Origin of the sequence: Paracoccus fontiphilus, from assembly GCF_017356265.1 — a bacterium.
GTDB lineage: Bacteria > Pseudomonadota > Alphaproteobacteria > Rhodobacterales > Rhodobacteraceae > Paracoccus > Paracoccus fontiphilus.
Genome location: NZ_JAFNAW010000046.1, coordinates 1 through 23,858, shown reverse-complemented (window position 1 = coordinate 23,858; position 23,858 = coordinate 1). Strand labels below are relative to the sequence as shown.

The window sequence follows — 23,858 nt, the reverse complement described above, 5'->3', positions numbered from 1 at the left end:
AGTCAAACCGCATTCGCCGCGCAAGCGGCTTGGGCCGACCCCGGCAAGGCTGGGAAGTGAGTTCACCCAGGGGCACGCTGGCCAAGGCCGCCCAGGCCTGTGGCGCAGCGGGGCGATGCCCTTTTCGCCCGACACCGCCATGAAGGCCCAGGAAGGTCTTTCCTGCAGGAGACGTCGGCAGGACAACCGACCGTTCCCCCCCCAAGGCGCGGGAAAGTGCCATGCGCCCGGCCCCTGAGCCGCCATGGCTCGGGCGGAGGGGCCGTGTCCCGATTTCCGCAGGGATCGGCTGATCCACGAACTTCGGCGTCGCGCGCTTGCAATCCCCAAGCGCGGCTTGGTCCGGATGGAGCGATCTGTTCAGCCTGCACCCATGCCGGTGAACGCGGCGCGTGCCCCCTGTCCGATTCGAACGGACGACCTACCGCTTACAAGGCGGTTGCTCTGGCCAGCTGAGCTAAGAGGGCGACGCCATGCCTGTTTAAACGACGAGCGCCGTTCGGGCAAGCAGACAGAGGCTTGTCTGCGGTCAATCATCCGCCTCGGCAGCACCCCTGGCAGAGTTGCGCGCAAGAGGCACCACATCGGCTTGACGCGGCCCCTTTATCAAACCCTGATGGCAAGGCGGCTTTTTCCTCGCGCAAGACGTTCATGGATCATGGATAGACCCGCTGCCCTGTTGGCGTATCACTTCACGCGCGCGGCGCGCGTGCGATGCGCCTCCCTTGCCGTCGCAGGGCGTCATGGCTGAAGCCGCCGCGCCTCCACTGACGCCGGACAAGCGCTACATCGTCGTTCGCGGCAGATTGTGGCGCGCGGCGGCACATTCCATTCTGGAATGCATCACTCGATAGTTTCCTGAAGCTATTCAGGAGGATGTGATGAGGCGCCCTTTCACCAACCTGACGCTGGACGAACGCCGCGTGATTGCGCGTTTGTTGCAGGCCAAGGTGCCGAAGACGAAGATTGCGCAGATGCTCGGCCGCAGTCGCTCGACCATCACCCGCGAAGTCAAGCGCAACTGGTGGCATGACAAGGATGTCCCGCAGGCTGATGGCTACTGGCATGTGACGGCTCAGTCCCAGGCCGACCGCAGGCGTTCCCGCCGGCGCAAGCTCGAGCGTCTTCCGGACTTACGCGCCGAAGTGATCCGCTGTCTGCACGAAGGCTGGTCTCCGGAACAGATTGCAGGCCGGCTCAGGATTGAACGCGGCGCCCCGCACCGGCTCTGTCATGAGACGATCTATCAGTATGTCTATTCGGCCGAAGGCCAGTCCGCGCAACTGGCACGCCTCCTGCCCGAGCGGCGCCGAAAGCGGAAGCCACGCTATGCCCGCTCACCCCGCAACCGGGTTTTCCCCGCGGAAACAAGCATTCACAACCGGCCGCCCGAGATCAACGACCGGAGCCAGTTCGGGAATTGGGAGGGTGATTTGATGATCTTTGAGCGGGCTCAGGGCGATGCCAATGTGGCGACGCTGATCGAACGCAAGACCCGCTACACGGTTCTGCTGCGCAACAACGATCGGAAATCCAAGCCCCTCATGAACCGCCTGATCCACGAGATGTCACCCCTGCCCGCCGAGGCGCGGCGCTCGATCACCTTTGACCGCGGCCTGGAGTTCGTGGCCTGGCGCGAGCTGGAGAGTGGCATGGGCACGAAGGCGTGGTTCTGCGATCCGCAGGCGCCTTGGCAAAAAGGCTCGGTCGAGAACATGAACAGGCGGCTCCGTCGCTACCTGCCCCGAGACACCGCTGTGTTGCAGCTGACGCCTCGTTGGATGAGAATGATGTGTCAGCGCCTGAACGCCACGCCCCGGAAGTGCCTGGGCTACCGGACACCCATCGAAGCGTTTCGAGATGAACTGATAAGACTGGAGGCACCATGACAAACCCTGCCCTGCAGGACTGGTGCATTCAGAATGGAGCCTGCAGGCCAATCCGCATCTGGACGAGGCTGATCGCGTGCGCCTGGTCGGCGAACTCATGGCTGCCCGGCGTGCCGTCCGGACGGCGCGCGTCGCGGGCGACAAGGCGGCCGAGGATGCCGCGCACCGCGCCGTCGACGCAGCCAAGGTCGCGTTGGGAGAGCGGGGCCCGGTCTGGTGGAAGGATGGCGCCCCCGACCTGAACCGCCACATGGTGCGCAACACCCCCTATGCGGCGTGGTTCGACGGTCTTTGCCGGACCTGAGCGGCCTGCCTAAAAATTCATCCGCGCCGGACAAGGGGGGACGGTCTTCGCTGCAATGTGAAGAGACCCCTGTGCATTGCCGGTGAGGAGATATATGCAGCGAAGGTTCCGCCTGCTGGAACGGCCACCATCGGACCATCATGACCCAACGCCCAGACCAGGCAGTTCGCGGTTTTTCCCAGACAATTGATGACGACGAACTCGATATCGCCACCTATCTTCGCGAAGAGGGCGAAGAGCCGCATATCCCGCCGCCGCAAAGCCTGATGGCCCTGGTGATCGGCGCCGTGGGCGTCGTCTATGGCGACATCGGCACCAGCCCCCTTTACGCCTTCCGCGAGGCGCTGCGTCCCGTCGCCGCCGACGGCCTGCACCGGGCCGAGGTGCTGGGACTTCTGTCGCTGCTGATCTGGACACTGATCCTGATCGTGACGGTGAAATACGTCCTGTTCCTGCTGCGCAGCGACAACCGCGGCGAGGGCGGGGTGCTGGCGCTTTACACCCTGGCGCGACTGGCGATCGGCCGTCGCTCGATCCCCGTGCTGCTGCTGGCCCTGGCGGGCGCCGCGCTGTTCTTCGGCGACGCGATCATCACGCCCGCGATCTCGGTCCTGTCGGCTGTCGAAGGCGTTTCGCTGGTCGTTCCCGCCTTTCACGACTGGATCGTGCCCGCGACGGTGGCGATCCTGATCGGCCTTTTCCTGGTGCAGAAGGCGGGGACGGCCCATGTCTCGCGGTTTTTCGGGCCGATCACCGTGATCTGGTTCCTGACCATGGGGGGCATGGGCCTGTGGCACATCGTGGACGATCCGGCGGTGCTGGCGGCCTTCAATCCCGTCTGGCTGGTGCGGTTCCTGCTGGAACACCAGGGCGTGGCCTTCGTGGTCATGGGATCGGTCTTCCTGGCCGTCACGGGGGCCGAGGCGCTTTATGCAGACCTGGGCCATTTCGGGCGCAGGCCCATCGTGCTGGCCTGGTTCTCCCTGATCTTTCCCGCGCTTGTCCTGAACTACCTGGGCCAGGGCGCCCTGGTCCTGCGCGATCACTCGGCCATCGAGGCGCCCTTCTACGCGATGGTGCCGCCCTGGCTGCTGCCCGCGCTTGTGGTGCTTGCGACGGCGGCAACGGTGATCGCGGCGCAGGCGGTCATCTCGGGCGCGTTTTCCATGACGCGGTCCGCGATCCAGCTGGGCCTGCTGCCCCGGATGCGCATCCGCCATACCTCGGCCCAGCTCAGCGGGCAGATCTACATCCCGGCGATCAACTGGGGGCTGCTGATCGGGGTGTTGTGGCTGGTCAATTCGTTCCGCACCTCCGAGGCGCTGGCATCGGCCTACGGGATCGCGGTCACGGGGACGATGCTGGTGACGACGGCGCTTGCGCTGATCTATCTGCGCGCCTCGCGCCGGATGCCGCTGTGGATCGCGCTGGCGATGCTGATCCCCATCGGCGTGATCGAGCTGTCGTTCCTGTCGGCCAACATGGTCAAGGTCTGGGACGGCGGCTATGTGCCGCTGCTGCTGGCCTTCGCGCTGGGCATCGTCATGTGGGCCTGGTGGAGCGGGACGCAAACCGTCGCCCAGAAGACCCACCGCGCGGCCGTGGACTTTGCCAGCTTCTGCCGCAGCATGGCCGACAGTTCGGTCCATGTGGTGCCGGGAACGGCCCTGTTCCTGACCTCTGACCCGACGGTCGTGCCTTCGGCGCTGCTGCACAACCTCAAGCATAACCGCGTCCTGCACCAGCAGAACGTGCTGCTGACGGTGGAAACGCTGCGCGTGCCCGTCGCCACCCCCGAGGAGCGCGCCACGTTCGAACCCGTGGACGACCGCTTCGGGCGGCTGACGCTGCGCTTTGGCTACATGGAGACGCCGAACGTGTCGCGCGCGATGCTGGCCGCGCGCAAGGCCGGGCTGAAGTTCGACGTGATGAACACGAGCTTCTTCCTGGGCAGGCGCAGGCCGATCTTCTCAAGCGCCTTCGGGGTCGCGCGGCTTCTGGCGTCGCTTTATGCGCTGCTCTACCGCTTCTCGGCCGATCCTTCGGATTACTTCCGACTGCCGCGCAACCGCGTGGTGGAACTGGGGGAACGCTTCGCGGCCTGACGGCGTGGCCGGGGGGAGACTCAGGACAGATCCTCGATGATGTGGTCCTCCCAGTCCTCCTCGGTCACCTCGACCTCGCTGACGGTCCAGCCACGGACGCTGGCGCCGGCGCAGTGGACGGTCTCGCGGTCGCCCGAGATGAGGTGGTGCCACTTGTTAAGGGGCCGCCCCTCGTGGCGCAGGCGATAGGCGCAGGTGGCGGGCAGCCACCAGGCGATCTCGGCCAGCTTCTTCGGGGTCAGGACCACGCAGTCAGGCACGAAGTCGTGGCGGTTGGCATAGCTGCTGCACTGGCATTTCTCGCCGTCCAGCAGCTTGCAGGCGACACGGGTGAAGGCCAGTTCGCCCGTGTCCTCGTATTCGATCTTGTTCAGGCAGCACTTGCCGCAGCCGTCGCACAGCGCCTCCCATTCGTCGGGTTGCAGCTGCCGCAGGGGCAGTTCCCAGAAACGGTCGCGCATCAGGCGCCTGCCAGTACCGCGCGGGCTTGCTCTGCGTCGGCGGCGATTTGATCGATCAATGTTTGCACGCTGTCGAATTTGGCCTCGTCGCGCAGGAATTCAACCAGGCCGACCGAAAGATGCTGCCCGTAAAGGTCTCCCTCGAAGTCGAACAGGTGCACTTCCAGATTCGGCGCGTTGCGGCCGAACATCGGGCGCACGCCCAGGCTGGCGACACCCTGGCAGGACAGCTTGTCCGGCCCGGTCAGCACATCCACGACCACGGCATAGACACCCAGGCGCGGCAGGTGCAGGTCGTCCATGCGCATGTTGGCGGTGGGCCAGCCGAATTCGCGGCCCCGCTTGTCGCCGTGGACGACCTCGCCCTCGATCCGGTGCAGGTGGCCCAGCATCCGTTCGGCGTCGCGCGGCCGTCCGTCCGCCAGTGCCTGCCGGATCGCGGTGGAACTGTAGTCCTGCCCGTCGGTCCCCAGCAGCGGCACGGCGGTCACGCCAAACCCCATGTCCCGGCCAAGCTGCTGCAGCACGGCGATGTTCCCGGCGCGATCCTTGCCGAAGACGAAATCCTCGCCCACGGTGACATGGCCGACGCCAAGACCCGAAACCAGCACCTCATGGGCAAAGGCCTCGGGCGACAGCCCTGCCAGCACGGGGCCGAAAGGCAGTTCGTACAGGTGATCGACGCCCAGCCGGGCCAGCCGATTCGCCCGCGATTCTGAATTCATCAGCCGGAACGGCGGGGCGTCGGGGGCGAAGAACTGGCGGGGATGCGGCTCGAACGTGACGATGCCAAGCGGGGCTTGGGCTGCCCGGCGCGCCGCCTCGATCACGGTGCGGTGTCCCAGATGCACGCCGTCGAAATTGCCGATGGCGACGGAAGCGCCGCGGGCGCTTGCCGGAAGTCCTGTCCAATCGCGATGGATCTGCAAAGGCTGCCCTCATTGGGGCGGCCGGGCGCCCCGTCAGTCGAACTTGCGGCTTGGCGCCAGAACGACCGCCTCACCTTTCAGGACGACCGTATCACCCACGAGGCAGCGGGTTGCAAGCGTGACCCGCCGTTTCGCATGGTCGATGCCCTCGACTGTCACTTCCGCGCGCACGGTGTCGCCGGGACGCACCGGGGCCATGAACTTCAGCGTCTGGCCCAGATAAACCGTGCCGTGCCCCGGCAGCTGTTCCCCGATCACCGCCGAGATCAGGCCGGCCGTCAGCATCCCGTGCGCGATCCGCCCCTCGAAGATCGTGTCGCGGGCATAGTCGTCGTCCAGATGCACGGGGTTGCGGTCTGTCGAGACCTCGGCAAACAGCTCGATGTCGCGGTCCGTCACCTGCTTTTGCAGATGCCGGGTCAGGCCGATCTCCAGATCCTCGATGACGATGGTGCCGCGGGGAAGATTGTCCAGCATGGTGCAATCCCTTCAGGGACGTGTCTCCTGACACTGCATAGCAGCCGGACGCCGTTCCAGCAACAAAACACATCGAAATCCGCACCAAAGTATAATATTGTTTCCTGCCGACTTCAGGTGGGTGCCATGAACATTGCCAACCAAGGCCAGTTCGACTTCTGGACCTCCCCCGCCGGGCTTGCCTGGGTCGATCATCAGGACAGCCTGGACACCGCCATGTCGGGCATCCTCGATGTTCTTCTGGAAGCCGCCACTCTCAGCCCCGATCACCGGGTCCTCGACGTGGGCTGCGGGACGGGCGCCAGCACCCTTGCGGCGGCGCGGCTGGTTCCCCGGGGAATGGCACTGGGTCTCGACATCGCGCCGCAGATGCTGGAACGCGCGCGCCGGCGTGCCGCCGAAGAGAGGGCGGGCAACGCGTCGTTCCGCCTGTGCGACGCCCAGGTCGAGCCGCTTGCCGGCGCGGACTGCGATGTCCTGATCTCTCGCTTCGGGATGAGCTTCTTCGGCGACACGGTGGCCGCCCTGAGCAACCTTGCGACGGCCCTGAAGGACAAAGGCCGGATGGTCTTCGTGTCCTGGGCCGGACTTGACGAGAACCCGTGGTTCCTCATCCCGCAGGAACTTGCCCGAAGCCGGCTTGGCGCCCCGCCGGAACCGCCCTCCGATGCGCCCGGTCCGCTTGCCTTTGCCGATCCGGCCCATGTCCTGGACCTGATGCGGCGAGCCGGGCTGGAGGAGGGGCAGGCAGATACCCGTCGGATCGACCTGACGCCGCCCGGTGGGGTTTCCGGCGCGGCGCGGCTGGCGACCCATGTCGGACCGGCCGCGCGGCTGCTTCGGCTTTGCAGCGCCACAACGGAAGATCGCGCGGCCATCGCCGGGGACATCGAAGCCGCCTTTGCCGCGTTCGGCAGGGGTCCGGACATCCGCATTCCGGCCACCGTGCATGTCTTTGTCTGCCGCGCACGGCGGCAGGCATAAGGGTCAGCGCAAGCGGCCGATGCTGTATTGCGGGGTCATGCCGTGGCCGCCCAGCCAATCCAGCAGCAGGGCATTGTCGGGGTTCTCGACATCCGGGCCCAGCGCGTCGGCGGCAAGCCCGCCGGTCACGAACAGCACGTCGACGCCCTGGTCGAGGCCGCCCTTCACATCCGTGAAGATGCCGTCGCCGACAGCCAGGACGCGCGCGTCCGGCGAAAGGTCCAGCAACCGCCGCGCGCGGTCATAGATAGGCGCATGGGGTTTGCCGAAATACAGCGACGTGCCCCCCAGGCCTTCATAGTATTCCGCCAGCGCGCCCGCGCAGTAGATGCGCGTCTCGCCCATGTCCACGACGATGTCGGGATTGGCGCACAGCAGCGGCAGGCCGCGGTCGCGCGCCTCCATCAGCCGGTCGTGATAATCCCGGGGCTTTTCGGTCAGTTCCTCGAACGGGCCGGTCGCGACGATCCCCTCGGCCTCGGCCAGGGGCACCCGCTGGATCGCCGGGGCATCGCGCCACTCGGCGGGAATGTCGTCGAAAAAGCCGTCGTCCTTGGTCGTGCCGATATGCCAGACCTTGTGGCCCACGGCACCGGAAAACATCGCCTCCTGCGCGGCATCGCCGGAACTGACGACAAGATCCCAGGCATCCCGAGGCACCCCCATGCGGTCAAGCTGGGCGATCACATACTGGTTCGGGCGCGGCGCGTTGGTCATCAGGACCACCTTGCCGCCCTTGGCGCGAAAGCCCTGCAAGGCGGCCACGGCGGCGGGATAGGCCTGCTTGCCGTTGTGCAGGCAGCCCCACAGGTCGCAGAAAAGCACGTCGTAATCGGGGCTGACCTGCGACAGCGACTGGATGATCCGGCTCATCAGACGGCAAGAACCGGGATGATCTGCTTCTTGCGGCTCATCACGCCGGGCAGCACCACGCTGTCGCCGGTGACGCTGACGTTGAAGCTGCGTTCCGCGATGCGGCGGACATGGTCGTTCGGGACCAGCAAGGTCGCTTCCTTGTTCAGGATGTCGACGATGAAGCACAGGACCTCGTCCGCGCCATCGGCGGCGGCGACGCCCGGCATGGCGGCCAGCAGCGCGTCCTTGCGCGCCAGCAGCATCTGCGGCGAGGTCGTTTCCAGGACCGTGATGCGCAGCTGCTTGCCGTTCAGTTCGTATTCCTTGCTGTCGAGGCGCAGCAGGGCTTCGTCGCTGAAGGCGCTGACATCGGACTTGGCCGCGAACATCTCGGTCGCGTAGTCGGTGATGTTGATGCCAAGATCCGCGGCCAGCTTCTCGGCCACGGCGCGGTCGTGGGCGGTGGTGGTCGGGCTGCGGAATTCCAGCGTGTCGGACAGGATGCAGGTCAGCATCGCGCCGCGGATGCCCTCGGGCGCGCGGGCCATGTCGGCGCCGATCAGGTCGTGCATGATGGTGGCGGTGCAGGCCAGCGGGCGCACGGTGATGTTGATCGGCACCAGCGTCTTGATGCCGCCGGCCAGCAGGTGGTGGTCGATGATCTCGATCACCTCGGCCTTGTCCAGGCTGGCGGGCAATTCGGCGGGGTTGTTGGTGTCCACGATCACGCACTGGTCGCCCGGTGCGACATCCACGATGATCTCGGGCTTGTCCAGGTTCCAGCGCTTAAGCATCCACAGCGCCTCGGTGTTCGGCTCGCCCTGCAGGACGGCCTGGGCGGGGGTCTTGCGGACCTCGTTCAGGTACCAGGCCCAGATGATGGGAGAGCCGGTCGAATCCGTGTCGGGGGCGATATGGCCGAAGACCTTGATCATGATGCACCTTTGGCGGTCTGGGTTTCGCGCGCGTTATAGGCCGCGGGTCCGGCGATGTCCAACAGGACAGCGATGCGCCGGTCGCAGGCCACATCGCGCGCGCCCAAGGAACGCAAACCGTGCGGGCAAGATGCCGGGGAGGAACAAAAAGCCACCTCGTTCTCACCCCGGTTCTTGCAGCATGACCCGGGGCTCCGCAGTCGCCGCGCCAGTCCCGTTCCCGTTCTGACGGCCGGCCGAGACCTAGCGCAGGGCAGCCTGCTTGCGCAGGCGCGCATTCCTGGCCCACATGTTCAGCCCCTCGACAACGGCCGAGAAGGCCATCGCGGCGTAGACATAGCCCTTGGGCACATGGACGCCGAAGCCTTCGGCGATCAGTGTGGTGCCGATCAGCAGAAGGAAGGACAGCGCCAGCATCACGATGGTGGGATTCTTGCCGATGAAGGCCGCCAGGGGGTTCGCGGCCAGCAGCATGACGGTGACGGCGGTCACGACGGCCACCACCATGATCTCCACATGCGGGGTCATGCCGACTGCGGTGATGATGCTGTCGATGGAAAACACCAGGTCCAGGATCAGGATCTGCACGATGGCGCTGCCGAAGGTCACGCCCGCGACGCCGACCATCGTGTCCTCGTGATCGGTCGGATCGACGTGGTGGTGGATTTCCTTTGTGGCCTTCCAGACCAGGAACAGGCCCCCGGCGATCAGGATGATGTCCTTCCAGGACAGCTCGTTGCCCATGATCGTCACGACCGGCTGCGTCAGCTGGACGATCCAGGCGATGGTGGCCAGCAGCCCCAGGCGCATGATCAGCGCCAGGCCGATGCCCACCTTGCGCGCCTTTTCGCGCTGATGCTCGGGCAGCTTGTTCGACAGGATCGAGATGAACAGCAGGTTGTCGATGCCCAGCACGACCTCCATCACGACAAGGGTGCCAAGGGCGACCCAGGCCTCGGGCTGCTGCATAAGGGCGATGATGTCCTGCATCTGCGAAATCCTCTGAAGGGGGCAACGCTCGGGAAAGTCGCAGGCGGCTCAACCGGTTCCCTTCTTTCTGCCATGCGGCGTTGCGATTGCCGCATTGCAGCGTTACCTTGTTCCCGGGAGGAGATTGGAACCGCGCAGGATCGTCCTGTGCACCAACAACAGGATTGAAAGATGAAAGCCGGCGACAAGCTTCCCAACGTCACCTTCCGCACCCGCGTCCGCGACGAATCGATCGGCGGGCCCAACCCCTTCCGCTGGCAGGACATGACCACGGCCGACTATTTCGCCGGAAAGCGCGTGGTGCTGTTCTCGTTGCCGGGGGCCTTCACGCCGACCTGCTCGACCTACCAGCTTCCCGGCTTCGAGAAGGCGTTCCCCCAGATGCGGGATCTGGGCATCGACGCGATCTATTGCATGTCGGTGAACGACAGCTTCGTGATGAACCAGTGGGCCAAGGCGCAGGACCTGAAGAACGTGAAGGTCATTCCCGACGGCTCGGGCGAGTTTACGGACAAGGTCGGGATGCTGGTGCGCAAGGACAACCTTGGCTTCGGTGCCCGCAGCTGGCGCTATGCCGCGATCATCAACGACGGCGTGGTCGAGGCGTGGTTCGAGGAACCGGGCCGCTGCGACGACTGCGGCGAGGACCCTTATGGCGCCACCGCACCCGAATCGGTGCTGGAGTGGTTGCAGACCGCCCGCGTCTCGGAAACCGCCTGATCCCCGCAAGGCCGTTCCATCCGGGGCGGCCTTCTTCGTTCACCCGGCCATGACCCGTTCTCCGGCCTGCACCAGCGTTGCGGCCAGGTCGTCCAGCCAGCCGCCTGTCGGGGTCGATGCGCGGCGAAGCAGCAGGATCTCTCGGGACGGCTGCGGGTCGGGAAAGGCCACGACCGACAGGCCGCTTGCGGCCGCACGTTCCTGCCGCAGGGCAAGCTGCGGCAGGAAGGTCAGCCCCATGCCCTGCGCGGCCAGCCGGCAAAGGGTGGACAGCGACGCCGCGCCCAGATCCAGCCGCGCCCCGCGCCGACCCAGGCCGCAAACCTCCAGCGCCTGATCGCCCAGGCAATGCCCCTCGTCCAGAAGCAGCAACTGGCCGGGATCGAGGTCGCGCGGCTCGGGGCGCTGGGTGCCAAGCCGGGCAATCTGGTCCTTGCTGCCCGCCAGCAGGAAGCGGTCGGTGAACAAGGGCGTCGCCACCAGGTCGTCGGTGTCGGGCGCGGTCGCGACAACCGCGACGTCCAGCCGCCCCTGCACCAGCTCATCGACCAGCCGGTCGGTCTGCGCCTCTCTCAGGTGCAGGTCGCGGCCGATGTCCTGGGCGCGCAGGACCGGCAGGGCCTCGGGCAGCAGGTAGGGGGCGACGGTTGGGATCATGCCCAGCATCAGCCGCCCGCCCTGCCCCGGCTGCCGCATTCCCTGTTCCAGCCCGGCCATCGCGCTCATCACCTGTCGCGCATGGCCCTGCAGCGCGCGCCCCTGCGGGGTCAGCAGGACACCCGCCGCCGTGCGTTCGACCAGGGGCGCGCCAAGCTCCTCCTCCAGCGCGCGGATCTGCATGGACAGGGCGGGCTGTGTGACGTTCATCATCTCGGCCGCGCGGGTGAAATGCCCCTGCTGGGACAGCGCCAGGAAATAGCGCAACTGGCGAAGGGTGATGTTCATCAGCGCACCTTATCGAAGCCATCTGATTATACGATTTCCAATTATTCCGGCCCCTTGGCAAGAACAACCCGACATTTAAGGAGCCCAAGGATGACCCAGGACAGCCATCGCCCCCGGATGACCACGACGGCAGGCGCGCCCATCGCATCGAACCAGCACAGCGAAACCGCGGGCGACCGCGGCCCGGTGCTGATGCAGGACTATCAACTGCTGGAAAAGCTGGCCCACCAGAACCGTGAACGCATCCCGGAACGCGTGGTCCATGCCAAGGGCTGGGGCGCCTTCGGCACCTTCACCGTGACGCATGACATCACGCGATACAGCTGCGCCTCGATCTTTGGGCAGGTGGGCAAGACCACCCCGATGCTGGCGCGGTTCTCGACTGTTGCCGGAGAGATGGGCGCGGCGGACCACGAACGCGACGTGCGCGGCTTTACGCTGAAGTTCTATACCGACGAGGGCAACTGGGATCTGGTGGGCAACAATACGCCCGTGTTCTTCATCCGCGATCCGCTGAAGTTCCCCGACTTCATCCACACGCAGAAGCGTCACCCGCGCACCAACCTGCGCAGCGCGACCGCCATGTGGGACTTCTGGGGCCAGGTGCCCGAATCGCTGCACCAGGTGACGATCCTGATGTCGGATCGCGGCTTGCCGCAGGACCCCACCTTCATGGACGGCTTCGGCAGCCACACCTATTCCTTCTGGAATGGGAACGGCGAGCGCTTCTGGGTCAAGTTCCATTTCAAGACCCGGCAGGGCCACCGCTTCTACACCAATGGCGAGGCCGCCGGGATCATCGGCCACACCCGCGAGGGCTATCAGGAAGCCCTGTTCGGCAAGATCGAGCGTGGCGAGTTCCCGCGCTGGACCATGTTCGTGCAGATCATGCCCGAGCTGGACGCGGACAAGACGCCCTACGATCCCTTCGACCTGACCAAGGTTTGGCCGCACGGGGACTATCCGCTGATCGAGGTGGGCGAGTTCGAACTGAACCGCAACGCCGACAACTACTTCGCGCAGATCGAGCAGGCGGCCTTCAGCCCGTCGAACAAGGTGCGCGGCATCGGCTACAGCCCCGACAAGATGCTGCAGGCCCGCGTCTTCAGCTATGCCGACGCGCATCGCTATCGTCTGGGCACGCATTACGAACACCTGCCGGTCAACGCGCCGAAATGCCCGGTCCATCACTACCACAAGGACGGGCAGATGAACTTCTTCGGCCAGGCGACGGGCAGCACGGACGCCTATTACGAGCCGAACAGCCGGGGCGGCGCCGTCGAGGACCCCTCATTCGCCGAGCCGCCGCTGCGCCTGTCCGGGGTCGCCGCGCGCCAGCCGCATCGTCAGGTGATCGACGACTACGAACAGCCTCGCGCGCTGCATGACCGCGTGCTGACCGATGCGGAACGCGCGCGGCTTTACGGCAACATCGCGGCTGCGATGGAGGGCGCGGACGAGGATGTGGTGGAACGCGCGCTGGTCCACTTCGACCGGATCAGCCCGGCCTATGGCGCCGGCATTCGTGCGGCGCGTGCCCAAAAGGCGGAGACAGCCGTCGCCGCCGAATAACCCGCTGCCGAGGATCTGTCCCTGACCAGTTCCCAGTACGGTATGTGGTAGCGAGTTTCCGTTTACGCGAAGGGGCGCCGGATCGGCGCCCCTTTTGCCATTCTACCCGATCAGGCGGGAACCGCTGCCATAGGTTTCCTGGTAGTGCCGCTCCAGCCGCATCAGCGCCAGCCGCAGCACGATCTTGCCGGACCGCGCGGACCAGCCCAGGCGGCGCTCGGTCAACTCGATCCCTTCAAGAAAGCAGCAGACCCGCAGAACGATGTCGCCCATGCCGGGGCCGAGGTCGCGCAAGGCCATGGCCACGCGGTCGCGGGCCGATTCAGAGCCGCCGCGATACCCGCCGCCGCCGCGGCTGACGTCGATGCCCGAGGTCATGAAGCCCGCCCAGTTCTGCGTGACGCGCGGTCCCATCTGCGCCAGTTCGAAATCCTCGCGCAGACGCTCGCCCGCGGCCACCATGCCGGACGACAGGAAGGGCTTTCCCGCGCCGTCGCGGCGGCGGGCCAGCAACAGCAGGGGGCTTTCCGCGATGTTGACGCGGGTGCGGCGGCGGCGCCGATCCTCGGGGTCCTCGATGACGCGCTGTTCCCAGACCCGGTGCCGGTCGGCGTGATCGAAGCCGGCGGCGGCCTCGGCCATGCCGGGGGCGCTGTCGTCCGTGACGGGACGCGCATCGCAGAAGTCCGCCGGGCCGGGCACGGCCTTGCGCTGGCGCGGCGACCGCAACATGCCGCGCAGCGCGTCGCGACCGGCGGGCGCAATGGCATAGCGTTGCACGCGCCCCGGCAGGGCGGAAGGCGCGACCCACCCCTTCAGCGCCATCAGCTCGGCGATCCAGCGTTCCAGGACGGCGGTCCTGATGTCGTCGCGGCTGATGATGGCCTTGTCCATGCCCTCGGCCGTGACCAGAACGGCGCCCGGTTCCGCCAGCCGCCGCAGCAGGCGCATCGCCTGCCGGTCGTCCAGGCGGCGCGGCCGGTCCACGCCTTCGGTCAGGGCGCCATCGACCAGCGGATCGTCGCGGCGCGCCTCGAACCGGCGGATGCGGCGCAGGATGGTCGAGGCATGGCACCCCTCGGACCGTGCCAGCGCACGGATGGATTGTCCTTCCTCGACATGGCGAAGATACAGGCGCGCATCGTCGGGCATGTCGTCGGCGGCAGTGCTGACAACCCCGGTCGGCGAACGGTGCTCCGCGGCAAGGCTGTCGATGGCGAAATCACCGGTCAAAAGCGTCATGTCTGGTCCCTTGTCATCCTTGGCAGCCGGGGAACTGAACTACCTGAGGTTGCGTTAAACGTGGTTAATGAAACGGCTGATAATCAGCAGATAGCCGCAACATTCCCTAACAAATCCTAAAGATATGTTGCCTCAGCGCGCGCTGCGACAAACCTGCAAGCAACACCCGTTAAGGTTGTGTGAAGCTGGTCCCGCCAATCAATGGGACAGTTCAAAATGAGCTACATGCCTAACGTGATCGCCTTTCGTCCCCGCCCCCAGTCCGAGCCTCTGCGCCGTCCCGGCACCCTGATCCGCGCCGCCCGCGAGGGGCAGGCCGGATGGCGGCGCGAGCGCGACCTGAAGCGCCTGCTGCGAACCGATGACTGCCCCGCCGCCGGAGCCGCCCTGCCCCGCCTGCGGGCCGAGGAAGCGGTGCTGAACAATGCCCGCCTGCAGCGTGCGGCGGACTACGACATGCACCGCCATGTGCTGCTGATGATCGCCATCCTGGCAGAGATGCGCGCCGCCGTCGCCGAGGCCCCGGTTCCGGTCAGGACGGCCGCGCGGATCGGCGCGGCGATGCTGGCGCAGGTCGGCGCGGCGTTCAGCGGCCCCGAAACAGCGAGCCCAGCACACCCCTGACGATGGCCTGGCCGGATTTGGTGCCAAGCTGCCGCGCAAGGCTTTTGCCGAAAGTTTCAACGATTGAATCGCTGCGCGATGACGGGACGCGCGCCGAGCGCGCCTCGTCCCGCGGCCGATACCGCCGGGCGTTGCGGTATTCGTCGCGATCCATGTCGAACAGGGCGTCGTCCTCCTTGGCCCGCGCCGCCTCCTCGGTCCGGCGGGCCAGGCGTTCATGAGCAGAGTCGCGATCAATTGCCACGGCATATCTGGCAGCCATGGCCGAGGCGTTCATCACCTCGGCCCGCTCGGCATCGGTCAGGGGTCCCATGCGGCTGAACGGCGGGCGGATCAGGGTGCGCTGCACCATGCCGGGCACGCCCTTCTCCTCCAGAAGCGAGGTCACGGCCTCGCCGGTGCCGACATTCTGGATCGCCTCGGCGGTGTTGAAATCGGGGTTGGCGCGGTAATTGTCGGCGGCCATGCGCAGGGCCTTCCGGTCCTTGGCGGTGAAGGCGCGCAGGGCGTGCTGGATGCGGTTTCCAAGCTGGCCCAACACGCCCTCGGGAATGTCGGTCGGGTTCTGGCTGACGAACCAGACACTGACGCCCTTGGACCGGATCAGCCGGGCGACCTGCTCGACCTTCTCGACCAGGGCCTTGGGCGCATCGTCGAACAGCAGGTGCGCCTCGTCGAAGAAGAAGGCGACGCGCGGGCGGTCGGGATCGCCCACCTCGGGCAGTTGCTCGAACAGTTCGGACAAGAGCCACAGCAGGAAGGTCGCGTAAAGCCGGGGCGAGTGCATCAGCCGGTCGGCGGCCAGGATGTTGACCACCCCCTTGCCCGCTGCGTCCTGCCGGATGATGTCCTCCAGGGCCAACGCCGGTTCCCCGAACAGGCGGTCGCCGCCCTGGTTCTCCAGCACCAGAAGCGCCCGCTGGATCGCGCCCACGCTGGCGGTGCCGACATTGCCGTAACTCAGCGACAGTTCGGCCGCGTTCTGGCCCACCCAGACCAGCATCGCCTGCAAGTCCTTCAGATCCAGCAGCGCCAGCCCCTGTTCGTCCGCGACACGGAAGGCGATGTTCATCACCCCCTCTTGCGCGTCGGTCAGATCCAGCAGGCGCGACAGCAGCAGCGGCCCCATCTCGGCGGGCGTGGTCCGCACGGGATGGCCCTTCTCGCCCCAGATGTCCCAGAAGGTCACGGGAAAGGGCTGGTAATCCAGCGCCACGCCGATCTGCGCGGCGCGGTCGGCGAAGGGCTGGTGCGACTTCGCCTCGGCGCTTCCCGCGCGCGCCATGCCGGCCAGATCGCCCTTCACATCGGCCAGGAAGACCGGCACCCCGGCCAGCGACAGGCTTTCGGCCAAGGTCTGCAGCGTCACCGTCTTGCCGGTGCCGGTGGCGCCGGCGATCAGCCCGTGGCGGTTCGCGTATTTCAGCAGCAGGTTCTGCGGCGTCGCATGATCCGGCCCGCCGCCCCCCACGAACACCGTGTTCGCCCGCGAGTCCACCACAGCCACCATCCACGCCCCCTTTTTTCCGTTGCGCCGCCAGCCGGTGCAGCGTCCGGCGGGACAATACAATGTTAATGCAACCAGGGCATCATGCGAATCGTTCGGCATCAAGGTCGTCGATGACGAACCTTCCTCCCTGTTGGACTGCCGCGCCTTCGGGCGCGGTTTTTTTTGTGATCGGCCCCTTGTCACGGAACGGTTGACGGATCACGGCGGCGCGACTAGCGTGCGGATCAATGATGACCGGCCAGTCCGGCAGGGGGAAGATCGCGCCCATGGCGCCAAGGGTCGTGGTTCATCCCACGACCCTTTTTGAATCGCTGGACGCGGTGGCTGCCGACCTGACGGCTACATGCCATGCGTTGATGTCGGGCTGATGACAGGCAAATGATTGCCGGGCCGAAGGCGGTCAAGGCTTGGTGACCGTCGCCCCTCCGATGCAGCCTGACAAAGCGGAACGGACATGCTAGGTCCGCCCGACGCATTGAGCAAAGGGACGAAACAACCATGCCAATCAAACCTTCGCAGGCTCTTCTGGCGGCGCTTGCCCTGGTCGCGGCGCCCGCCTTCGCGCAGGACAACAACGCGGCCCCGGCTCCGACGCCAGCCCCGGCCGAAGCACCGGAAGCGCCTGCGGCCACTGCTCCGTCGACGGATGCCCCTGCCGCCGCGCCGGCCGCGCCAGCAGCCGATGCCGCCGCTGCCCCGGCAGAAGGTGCGCCTGCCGCCGAGGCAGCCAACGCTGAACCGCAGGCCGGGCAGTACTACGTGAAGGCCACGAACAACGATTGGACGACGCGCTGCCTGAAGGCCGAACAGGGCAAGGACCCGTGCGAGCTGTACCAGCTGCTGAAGGATGGCGAGGGCAACTCGGTCGCCGAGATGACCCTGATTCCGCTGAAGAACAGCAAGGACGTGGCGGCGGGTGCGACGCTGGTGGCGCCGCTGGAAACCGACCTGATCCAAGGCCTGGGCTTTGCGGTCGGGACGGGCGAGGCGCGCGGCTATCCGTTCAGCTTCTGCGCCCCGGTCGGCTGCGTGTCGCGCCTGGGCTTCACCCAGGCCGAGCTTGACACGCTGAAGCGCGGAAACGAGGCGACGCTGACCCTGCTGCCCTTCGGCGGTGATCGAGAGAACCCCGTCCAGCTGAAGCTGTCGCTGGCGGGCTTCACTGCGGCCTTCGACGCGCTGTCGACCTATGCCGACGAACCCGCGCCCGCGACTGACGCCGCCCCGGCGGCCGAGGCGCCTGCGGCGGAAGCCCCCGCCAACTGATCGGATCGACGATCGACGGACCGCGCCCCTTCGGGCGCGGTTCTTGCCTAGACCCGGCGCAGCGCGATCACGGCGTTCAGGCCGCCGAAGGCGAAGGCGTTCGACAGGACCGTTTCGACGCGGGCATCCCGCGCCTCGTTCGGGACCACGTCCAGGGCGCATTCGGGATCGGGTTCCTGATAGCCGATTGTCGGCGCGATCACGCCCTCGCGCAGGGCCATGATGCAGGCCAGCAGTTCCACCGCCCCGGTGCCGCCGATGACATGCCCGTGCATCGCCTTGGTCGATGACATCATCAGCCGGTCGGCGTGATGGCCGAAGGCATGGGCCACAGCCGCGCATTCAGTCTTGTCATTGGCCGCCGTGCCGGTGCCGTGGGCGTTGATGTAGCCCACGTCCTCGGGGTTCAGGCCCGCGTCCTGCAACGCGCCGGTGATCGCCCGCTCCGCACCCTGGGCCGAAGGCATGACGATGTCCTGCGCGTCGGACGACATGGCGAAGCCCACCACCTCGGCCAGGATGTCGGCGCCGCGGGCGCGGGCGTTCTCGTAATCCTCGAAGACGAAGACGCCGGCGCCCTCGCCCTGGACCATGCCGTTGCGGTTGGCGGAAAACGGGCGGCAGGCGTCCTTGGACATGACGCGCAGCCCTTCCCAGGCCTTGACGCCGCCAAAGCACAGCATCGCCTCGGACCCGCCGGTCAGCATGACCTGGGCCGCGCCCGACCGGATCATCTGGAAGGCCAGCCCCATGGCGTGGTTGGAACTGGCGCAGGCGGTGGCGACCGTGAAGGCCGGGCCGCGCAGCCCGAACTCCATGCTGACATGGCTGGCGGCGGCGTTGTTCATCAGCTTGGGGACCACAAAGGGATGGACGCGGTTCTTCCCTTCCTCATAGACCGTGCGGTAATTCTCGTCCCAGGTGTTCAGCCCGCCGCCGGCGGTGCCCAGCACCACGCCCGACCGCAGGCCCAGCGCCCCCTGGAAGTCCAGCCCGGATTGCGCGACGGCCTGCTTGGCGGCCAGCAGCGCGAACTGGGTGAACTTGTCGTAAAGCAGGATCTGCTGGCGGTTGAAGTAGTCCTCGGCCCGCCAGTCATGGACCTGGGCGCCGATCTGGATCGACAGGCGGTCCACGTCGCGGAAATCAAGCTGGCTGATGCCGCAGCGTCCCTCGCGGAAGGCCGCCAGCGTCGTCGGCACGTCATGGCCCAGCGCGTTGATCGTGCCCGCGCCGGTGATCACCACGCGGCGCAGGCCGTCCGTCCCGCGCAGGGGCGTTGTCTCGGGGGCGGGCGTCTCACCCGCCTTCTTGCCGGTCTTCTTCGGGCTCATGCGGCCTTCTGCGCCACCAGCCGTTCCACGGCTGCGATGATGGTGCCCATGGTCGAGATGTCGAAATCCGACTTCTCGGGCTCATTGGCGTTGAAGGGGATCGAGATGTCGAACTCCTCCTCGAGCGCGAAGATCGATTCGACCAGTCCCAGGCTGTCGATGCCCAGATCCTGCGGGGTCGAATCATCGCTGATCTGGTCGGGTTCAAGCATGGCCTGTTCGGCGATGATGGCCGTGATGCGGTCTCTGATCTGGTCGGTCATGAAGCCTCCTGCTCAGCCCTTTTCCAACATTCGTGTAACAGTTTCCTGAAGTTTCGCCAGTTGCTGCGCAAATCTCGGCAGCCGGCGCATGGCCTTCTGGATTTCCATCTGGGTTTCCATTTTCACGGCGGGATTGCCCAGGATCACCCTGCCCGCCGGGACGCGGGTGAAGATCTTGCTGGCGCCGCCCGCGATCACGTCGTCGCCGACCTCGATGTTGTCGCTGACGCCGACCTTGCCCGCCAGCACCACGCGGTTGCCGATCTTCGACGAACCGGCGATGCCCACCTGCGAGCACAGCAGGCAATCGTCGCCCACGACCACGTTGTGGCCCAGCATCACCAGGTTGTCGATCTTGGTGCCGTTGCCGATGCGGGTCGCGCGGATGGTGCCCCGGTCGATGGTCGCGTTGGCGCCGATTTCCACATCGTCGCCGATCTCGACCCCGCCCAGCGAATGGATGCGGGTCCAGTGCTGCTTCTTGATCCCCTCGCGCGTGCCCAGGGTGCGCCGGATTTCCTCGATCCCCGATTCCTCGGGCGTGACGAAGGAAAAGCCGTCGCCGCCGATCACCGCGCCCGACTGCACGATCAGCCGGTCGCCCGCCGTGACCCCATGGGCGATGCGGGCGCCCGCATTCAGCAGCACGTCGCAGCCCAGCCGCGATCCGCGCCCGATCGACACATGCGGCCCGATCCGTGCGCCGGACCCGATCTGCACGCCCGGCCCGATCACGACAAAGGGGCCGATCGCCGCGCCCTGCCCGATCCGGGCCGAAGGGTCGATGACCGCCGTGGGATGGATGCCGGGGGCGATGTCAGGGCCCGGATCGAAGGCGCGCGTCAGCCCGGCCATCAGCAATCGCGGGCGCGGGGCAAAGATCGCGGCCTTCAGGCCAAAGGCCTCGGGGTCCATGCCCTCGGCCAGGATGGCGATGCTGCCGGGCTTCAGCGTCTCGGCATACTTGGGCGACATCGCCAGGGCGATGATCCCGCCCTCGGGCCCGACCGGACCCGTGGCCCCCGGCTCGGCCGCGCCGGTCACGGGCAGGTCCAGGTCGCCCCAGCCCTGCGCATCCAGTGCCTGCGCCAGTTCGCGGATGGTGATTGCCATGGTCGCCCCCTTGTCGGATGCGACTTAGACCCTTCGGCCCTATGAATCCAGCCCGGCCTTCTGGATCGCGTCATACAGCGCCGCGTCCCGGCCATACACGTCCTCGAACCGGCGGATGGTGCCGTCGGCATCGGGGAAGGTGGTGAAATAGACCAGGTGCACCGGAACCGCGGGCGTCAGCTTCAGCCAGGCTTCCTTGCCGCGATCCAGGGCGCGGTGGAACATGGCCTTCGGGTCCGATGCCTGCACCGACAGCAGGTTGTAGGCCAGGTCGAAGGGATCGCCGATGCGGATGCAGCCGTGCGAATGGGCGCGCATGGCGTTCTGGAACAGGTGCTTGGTCGGCGTGTCGTGCAGGTATATGTTCCAGGGGTTCGGGAAGATGAACTTCACCAGTCCCAAAGCATTGTCGTCGCTGGCCTTCTGCCGCATCCGATAGGGAAAGTTCGCCGCCGTATAGCGCCCGAAGTCGATCCGGTCCCGAGAGATCACGTTGCCGTTGCCGTCCACCACGTCGATATGGGACACCGCATGGCGGTTCGCCTGCAGGCGCGGCAGGTATTCCTTGACAGTGATGGAACGGGGCACGTTCCAGCGCGGATTGGCCACGACATATTCGATCTCGTCCGAGAACTCGGGCGTCTGCCGGTCATGGTCCGTGCTGCCGACAACGACGCGGGTGCGGAACACCTCGGCGCCGCCTTCCATGATTCGGGCGGTGTATTCGGGAATGTTCACCCAGACGTGGCGGGCCGACAGATCCTCTCCGGCCATCCAGCGCATCCGTTCAAGCGCGACGACGATGCCGCGGCTGCGGCTGTCGTCGGGGATGTCGCCGTTCAGGTGGCGGATCGTCTTGGGCCCCGCCACCCCGTCCGAGGGCAGCCCCACCGCCGCCTGATAGCGGGCGACGGCATCGGACAGCGCGGCGTCATAGACTTGCGGATCGCCCGCCGGGGCCCCGAAGCCGATGCTGTCCAGCCGGGCGCGCAAGGCGGTGACGCCCTCGTCCCGCATCCCCACGCGCCAAAGCCCCTCGGGCACGCGGGGCAGTCCTGCCGGGACGGTCAGCGCCTCGCCCCCCGACAGGGCGCGCTGCAGGGCCTGGTAGGCCGGGTGATCCGGCTGCCGGTCCAGCAGGAACCGGCCGGGATCGGGGGACTGCGTGAAGTCGCGGATCAGCGCGTGGATGGGCGGTCTCTTGACCTCGCGCTTGATCAGGGTGTCGAGGCTGGTCGGACGGACCACCCCCCCGGTCATGTCGCGCAGGTAGCGCGCAAGGACCTCGGCCTGGGCTATCTCCGTCTCGACGCCCACGGCATCGGCCGCCAGCGCCTGCGACGCATAGCGGCCGGCGGGAATGCCGTGGCTGGGCGCCGTGCCGGTAGCGCGAAGCAACGCCTCACGGCGGCGTGTCGCCTCGGGACCCATGAAGATCGGCCGCAGGCCGTGGGTGCCGTAATAGGCTGCAAGGTCGGGAAGTCCCGCCGCGGCCTGCGCCAGGGCCATCTCTTGCGGCGTGAAATGAAGTCGTGGCGTCGCCGCAACACCGATGGCGGGCGCGGCAACCGTCTGCGGCTGCGCAACCGCCGATTGTGCGCCGATAAACAACGCCATAGCCGTCAGCAACCCGAAGCGATGCATCCAATGTCCCTTTTGCCTATGCCGTCAAATCTGACATCCGGGACGGTTTTTCACCAGCAACCGCAGGCCTGAGCGACACCAAGATCGGGGTGGGTTGCAACGATGCAACAGCGCCGTGCGGTCGTGCAACAAGGCGAGTGTCTCGGCGGGATTTCGCCTAAGATGGTGAAATCGCGATTGCAAGGCACAGGAATCTGTTTCTGGCCGCACGGTCTTTTGACATATTGTTAAGTGGCCGGGGATAACCTCGGCTGCGCTGCAAGGATGCGGCGGAAAAAAGACGAAATGGGACAGGCGATCTGACATGACATTCGACCTTATTTCGCGTCGCGGCATCCTTGGTGTGTTTGCGACCACAACCGTTGCGGCAGCGCCGGTCATGGCCAACGCATTCGGTTTCCTGCGTGGTGCCGGCGACATGCGCCGCATCCGCATGTATTCGGGCAGGACCGGCGAAAGCCTCGACACCGTCTACTGGGTGGACGGCAAGTACATCCGGGAAGCCCTGAACGAGATCAACATCTTCATGCGCGACTGGCGCACGGGCGAAGCGATCGGCATCGACCCGCGCACCGTCGATGTGGCCGCCGCCTCGCACCGGCTGCTGCAAACCAACGAACCCTACATGATGCTGTCGGGCTATCGCTCGCCGCGCACCAACGCCATGCTGCGCCGCAGCTCGGGCGGGGTCGCGCGCAACTCGCTGCACATGGTCGGCAAGGCCGCCGACCTGCGGTTGAAGTCGCGTTCGGTCGGGCAGATGTACAATGCCGCGATCTCCTGCCGCGCCGGCGGCGTGGGCAAGTACTCGCGGTCGAATTTCGTCCACATGGATTGCGGTCCGGTTCGCAACTGGGGCGCCTGAACGGCCCCAGACCCGGTTCGCTTGACCCTGCGCCGCTCGCCCTCTTGCGCGCGGCGCCTTTTCCATGTCTGACGGTCGGCGTGGGGATTGCGGGATGCGACTTGACGAGGCTGGGCCATTGCTGAAACCTTCCGCATAATCACGAGTATACAGAAGGCTGCAGAATGCCGCATACGACGCGCCGCTATCGAACCGCCAAGAAGATCCAGGCAACGGCGATCCAGTTGGCGGTGCGCGACGGGCTGGCAAACGTCACGACCGAGGCGATCGCACGCGAGGCGGGGATCAGCACGCGGACGTTCTTCAACTATTACCCCTACAAGGAAGCGGCCATGATGGGGCCGCCACCCGACTATCCCGCCGAGGCGTCCGAGCAGTTCGTGACCGGAGGCGACACGCTGATCGCGGATCTGGACCGCCTGATCACCGCGCACCTGTCGCGTTTCCTGGACGAACGCGAGATCATGATCCACATCCTGGCCCTGTCGGACACCGATCCCAAGCTGGACGCGCTGCGCAATGCCTCGATGCTGTCGCGCCGCGCCCAGATGAGGGACCTGCTGCGCCGCCGCTGCCCCGAAGCCAAGCCCGCGCAGATCGAGATCCTGGCGGCGGCCATCGTCGCCGCGACGAACGCCGCCACGAAGGCCTGGGCCAGCGGCGAGGTCGACGACTTCATCGGCGCCGCGCGCGACAACCTGTCGCTGATCCTGCCCGCGGCCGAAATGCTGCAGAAGCGCCCCTGCTAGAGCCTGTTGCACTCAATCGACCTCATAACCTGCGGCTTTGAAGTAGTTGTAGCATTCCTCGTCGGAGAACAGATCGCAGACC

The 23,858-nt window shown here is 66.5% G+C and carries 24 protein-coding genes and 1 tRNA gene; 10 read left to right on the top strand and 15 right to left on the bottom strand.

Translation table 11 applies throughout. The features are described from left to right. Window positions 1–393 precede the first annotated feature (393 nt). A tRNA-Thr gene (locus tag J0F76_RS14640) sits at window positions 394–467 on the bottom strand. A gap of 414 nt (window positions 468–881) precedes the next feature. On the opposite strand from J0F76_RS14640, the gene J0F76_RS14635 reads away from it, so the two are divergent. From J0F76_RS14635 to J0F76_RS14625, 3 genes are all read left to right on the top strand, one after another. Further along, entirely contained in the window at window positions 882–1,889 is a 1,008-nt protein-coding gene (locus J0F76_RS14635; protein ID WP_207470567.1) for an IS30 family transposase, read from the top strand. A 22-nt stretch (window positions 1,890–1,911) separates the two neighbouring features. Next, window positions 1,912–2,193, top strand: a complete 282-nt coding sequence (locus J0F76_RS14630; protein WP_341351600.1) for a hypothetical protein — start codon at window positions 1,912–1,914, stop codon at window positions 2,191–2,193. 140 nt (window positions 2,194–2,333) lie between these two features. Next, window positions 2,334–4,298 (top strand): potassium transporter Kup, encoded by a 1,965-nt coding sequence (locus J0F76_RS14625; protein ID WP_242690227.1) that lies wholly within the window; start codon window positions 2,334–2,336, stop codon window positions 4,296–4,298. A gap of 20 nt (window positions 4,299–4,318) precedes the next feature. On the opposite strand, the gene J0F76_RS14620 is transcribed toward J0F76_RS14625, so the two are convergent. From J0F76_RS14620 to J0F76_RS14610, 3 genes are read right to left on the bottom strand one after another with little or no spacing between them, the layout of a single operon-like run. Further along, window positions 4,319–4,759 carry a YcgN family cysteine cluster protein gene (locus J0F76_RS14620; RefSeq protein WP_207470566.1) on the bottom strand — a complete coding sequence of 147 codons (441 nt, stop codon included), beginning with the start codon at window positions 4,757–4,759 and terminating at the stop codon, window positions 4,319–4,321. Beyond that, complete coding sequence (locus J0F76_RS14615; protein ID WP_207470564.1) at window positions 4,759–5,688, bottom strand: bifunctional riboflavin kinase/FAD synthetase; 930 nt, start codon at window positions 5,686–5,688, stop codon at window positions 4,759–4,761. The genes J0F76_RS14620 and J0F76_RS14615 overlap by 1 nt, the downstream gene beginning before the upstream one ends. A 33-nt stretch (window positions 5,689–5,721) precedes the next feature. Next, window positions 5,722–6,165, bottom strand: a complete 444-nt coding sequence (locus tag J0F76_RS14610) for a MaoC family dehydratase (protein ID WP_207470561.1) — start codon at window positions 6,163–6,165, stop codon at window positions 5,722–5,724. A 126-nt stretch (window positions 6,166–6,291) separates the two neighbouring features. Between J0F76_RS14610 and J0F76_RS14605 the strand changes: the two genes are divergently transcribed. Then, window positions 6,292–7,149, top strand: a complete 858-nt coding sequence (locus J0F76_RS14605) for a class I SAM-dependent methyltransferase (RefSeq protein WP_207470559.1) — start codon at window positions 6,292–6,294, stop codon at window positions 7,147–7,149. Between the two features lie 3 nt (window positions 7,150–7,152). On the opposite strand, the gene J0F76_RS14600 is transcribed toward J0F76_RS14605, so the two are convergent. The 3 genes from J0F76_RS14600 to J0F76_RS14590 all read right to left on the bottom strand — a co-directional run bounded on the left by J0F76_RS14600 (window position 7,153) and on the right by J0F76_RS14590 (window position 9,929). After that, window positions 7,153–8,022: a TIGR01459 family HAD-type hydrolase gene (locus J0F76_RS14600; protein ID WP_207470557.1), complete on the bottom strand. Its 870-nt coding sequence runs from the start codon at window positions 8,020–8,022 to the stop codon at window positions 7,153–7,155. Continuing rightward, window positions 8,022–8,939 (bottom strand): manganese-dependent inorganic pyrophosphatase, encoded by a 918-nt coding sequence (locus J0F76_RS14595; RefSeq protein WP_207470556.1) that lies wholly within the window; start codon window positions 8,937–8,939, stop codon window positions 8,022–8,024. Before J0F76_RS14595 ends, J0F76_RS14600 begins: the two co-directional genes overlap by 1 nt. Window positions 8,940–9,182: 243 nt before the next feature. Beyond that, window positions 9,183–9,929 (bottom strand): TerC family protein, encoded by a 747-nt coding sequence (locus J0F76_RS14590; protein WP_207470554.1) that lies wholly within the window; start codon window positions 9,927–9,929, stop codon window positions 9,183–9,185. 171 nt (window positions 9,930–10,100) lie between these two features. On the opposite strand from J0F76_RS14590, the gene J0F76_RS14585 reads away from it, so the two are divergent. Then, the gene (locus tag J0F76_RS14585; RefSeq protein ID WP_207470553.1) at window positions 10,101–10,649 is read left to right on the top strand and encodes a peroxiredoxin; all 549 of its coding nucleotides are present in this window, start codon (window positions 10,101–10,103) and stop codon (window positions 10,647–10,649) included. A 39-nt stretch (window positions 10,650–10,688) separates the two neighbouring features. Here J0F76_RS14585 and J0F76_RS14580 read toward each other — a convergent pair whose 3' ends face one another. Then, window positions 10,689–11,594: a hydrogen peroxide-inducible genes activator gene (locus J0F76_RS14580; RefSeq protein WP_207470552.1), complete on the bottom strand. Its 906-nt coding sequence runs from the start codon at window positions 11,592–11,594 to the stop codon at window positions 10,689–10,691. 90 nt (window positions 11,595–11,684) lie between these two features. On the opposite strand from J0F76_RS14580, the gene J0F76_RS14575 reads away from it, so the two are divergent. After that, entirely contained in the window at window positions 11,685–13,166 is a 1,482-nt protein-coding gene (locus J0F76_RS14575; protein WP_207470551.1) for a catalase, read from the top strand. Window positions 13,167–13,268: 102 nt separating this feature from the next. Here J0F76_RS14575 and J0F76_RS14570 read toward each other — a convergent pair whose 3' ends face one another. Next, on the bottom strand, window positions 13,269–14,408 hold the full coding sequence (locus J0F76_RS14570; RefSeq protein ID WP_377707167.1) for a DUF6456 domain-containing protein: 1,140 nt from the start codon (window positions 14,406–14,408) through the stop codon (window positions 13,269–13,271). Between the two features lie 216 nt (window positions 14,409–14,624). Between J0F76_RS14570 and J0F76_RS14565 the strand changes: the two genes are divergently transcribed. After that, on the top strand, window positions 14,625–15,032 hold the full coding sequence (locus J0F76_RS14565; protein ID WP_207470549.1) for a DUF6477 family protein: 408 nt from the start codon (window positions 14,625–14,627) through the stop codon (window positions 15,030–15,032). On the opposite strand, the gene J0F76_RS14560 is transcribed toward J0F76_RS14565, so the two are convergent. Further along, window positions 14,995–16,542 (bottom strand): helicase HerA-like domain-containing protein, encoded by a 1,548-nt coding sequence (locus J0F76_RS14560; RefSeq protein WP_207470547.1) that lies wholly within the window; start codon window positions 16,540–16,542, stop codon window positions 14,995–14,997. The genes J0F76_RS14565 and J0F76_RS14560 overlap by 38 nt on opposite strands. Before the next feature lie 79 nt (window positions 16,543–16,621). Continuing rightward, window positions 16,622–16,810: a hypothetical protein gene (locus J0F76_RS14555; protein ID WP_207470545.1), complete on the bottom strand. Its 189-nt coding sequence runs from the start codon at window positions 16,808–16,810 to the stop codon at window positions 16,622–16,624. Window positions 16,811–17,040: 230 nt separating this feature from the next. Here J0F76_RS14555 and J0F76_RS14550 point away from each other — a divergent pair, with 230 nt between their 5' ends. Continuing rightward, entirely contained in the window at window positions 17,041–17,808 is a 768-nt protein-coding gene (locus J0F76_RS14550; RefSeq protein ID WP_207470543.1) for an invasion associated locus B family protein, read from the top strand. Window positions 17,809–17,855: 47 nt separating this feature from the next. On the opposite strand, the gene J0F76_RS14545 is transcribed toward J0F76_RS14550, so the two are convergent. The 4 genes from J0F76_RS14545 to J0F76_RS14530 form a co-directional block, all read right to left on the bottom strand. Next, the gene (locus tag J0F76_RS14545) at window positions 17,856–19,064 is read right to left on the bottom strand and encodes a beta-ketoacyl-[acyl-carrier-protein] synthase family protein (protein WP_207470573.1); all 1,209 of its coding nucleotides are present in this window, start codon (window positions 19,062–19,064) and stop codon (window positions 17,856–17,858) included. A gap of 74 nt (window positions 19,065–19,138) precedes the next feature. Further along, window positions 19,139–19,405, bottom strand: coding sequence for an acyl carrier protein (locus J0F76_RS14540; protein ID WP_207470541.1), 267 nt, complete (start codon window positions 19,403–19,405; stop codon window positions 19,139–19,141). 12 nt (window positions 19,406–19,417) lie between these two features. Then, window positions 19,418–20,518, bottom strand: coding sequence for a UDP-3-O-(3-hydroxymyristoyl)glucosamine N-acyltransferase (gene lpxD, locus J0F76_RS14535; RefSeq protein ID WP_207470538.1), 1,101 nt, complete (start codon window positions 20,516–20,518; stop codon window positions 19,418–19,420). 39 nt (window positions 20,519–20,557) lie between these two features. Next, window positions 20,558–22,162: a L,D-transpeptidase family protein gene (locus tag J0F76_RS14530; protein WP_207470536.1), complete on the bottom strand. Its 1,605-nt coding sequence runs from the start codon at window positions 22,160–22,162 to the stop codon at window positions 20,558–20,560. Window positions 22,163–22,466: 304 nt separating this feature from the next. Here J0F76_RS14530 and mepK point away from each other — a divergent pair, with 304 nt between their 5' ends. Both mepK and J0F76_RS14520 read left to right on the top strand, forming a co-directional pair. Then, a complete protein-coding gene (mepK, locus tag J0F76_RS14525; RefSeq protein WP_207470534.1) occupies window positions 22,467–23,027 on the top strand; it encodes a peptidoglycan L,D-endopeptidase MepK in 561 nt (186 codons plus the stop codon). A gap of 164 nt (window positions 23,028–23,191) precedes the next feature. Beyond that, entirely contained in the window at window positions 23,192–23,776 is a 585-nt protein-coding gene (locus J0F76_RS14520; RefSeq protein ID WP_207470532.1) for a TetR/AcrR family transcriptional regulator, read from the top strand. Window positions 23,777–23,858 lie beyond the last annotated feature (82 nt).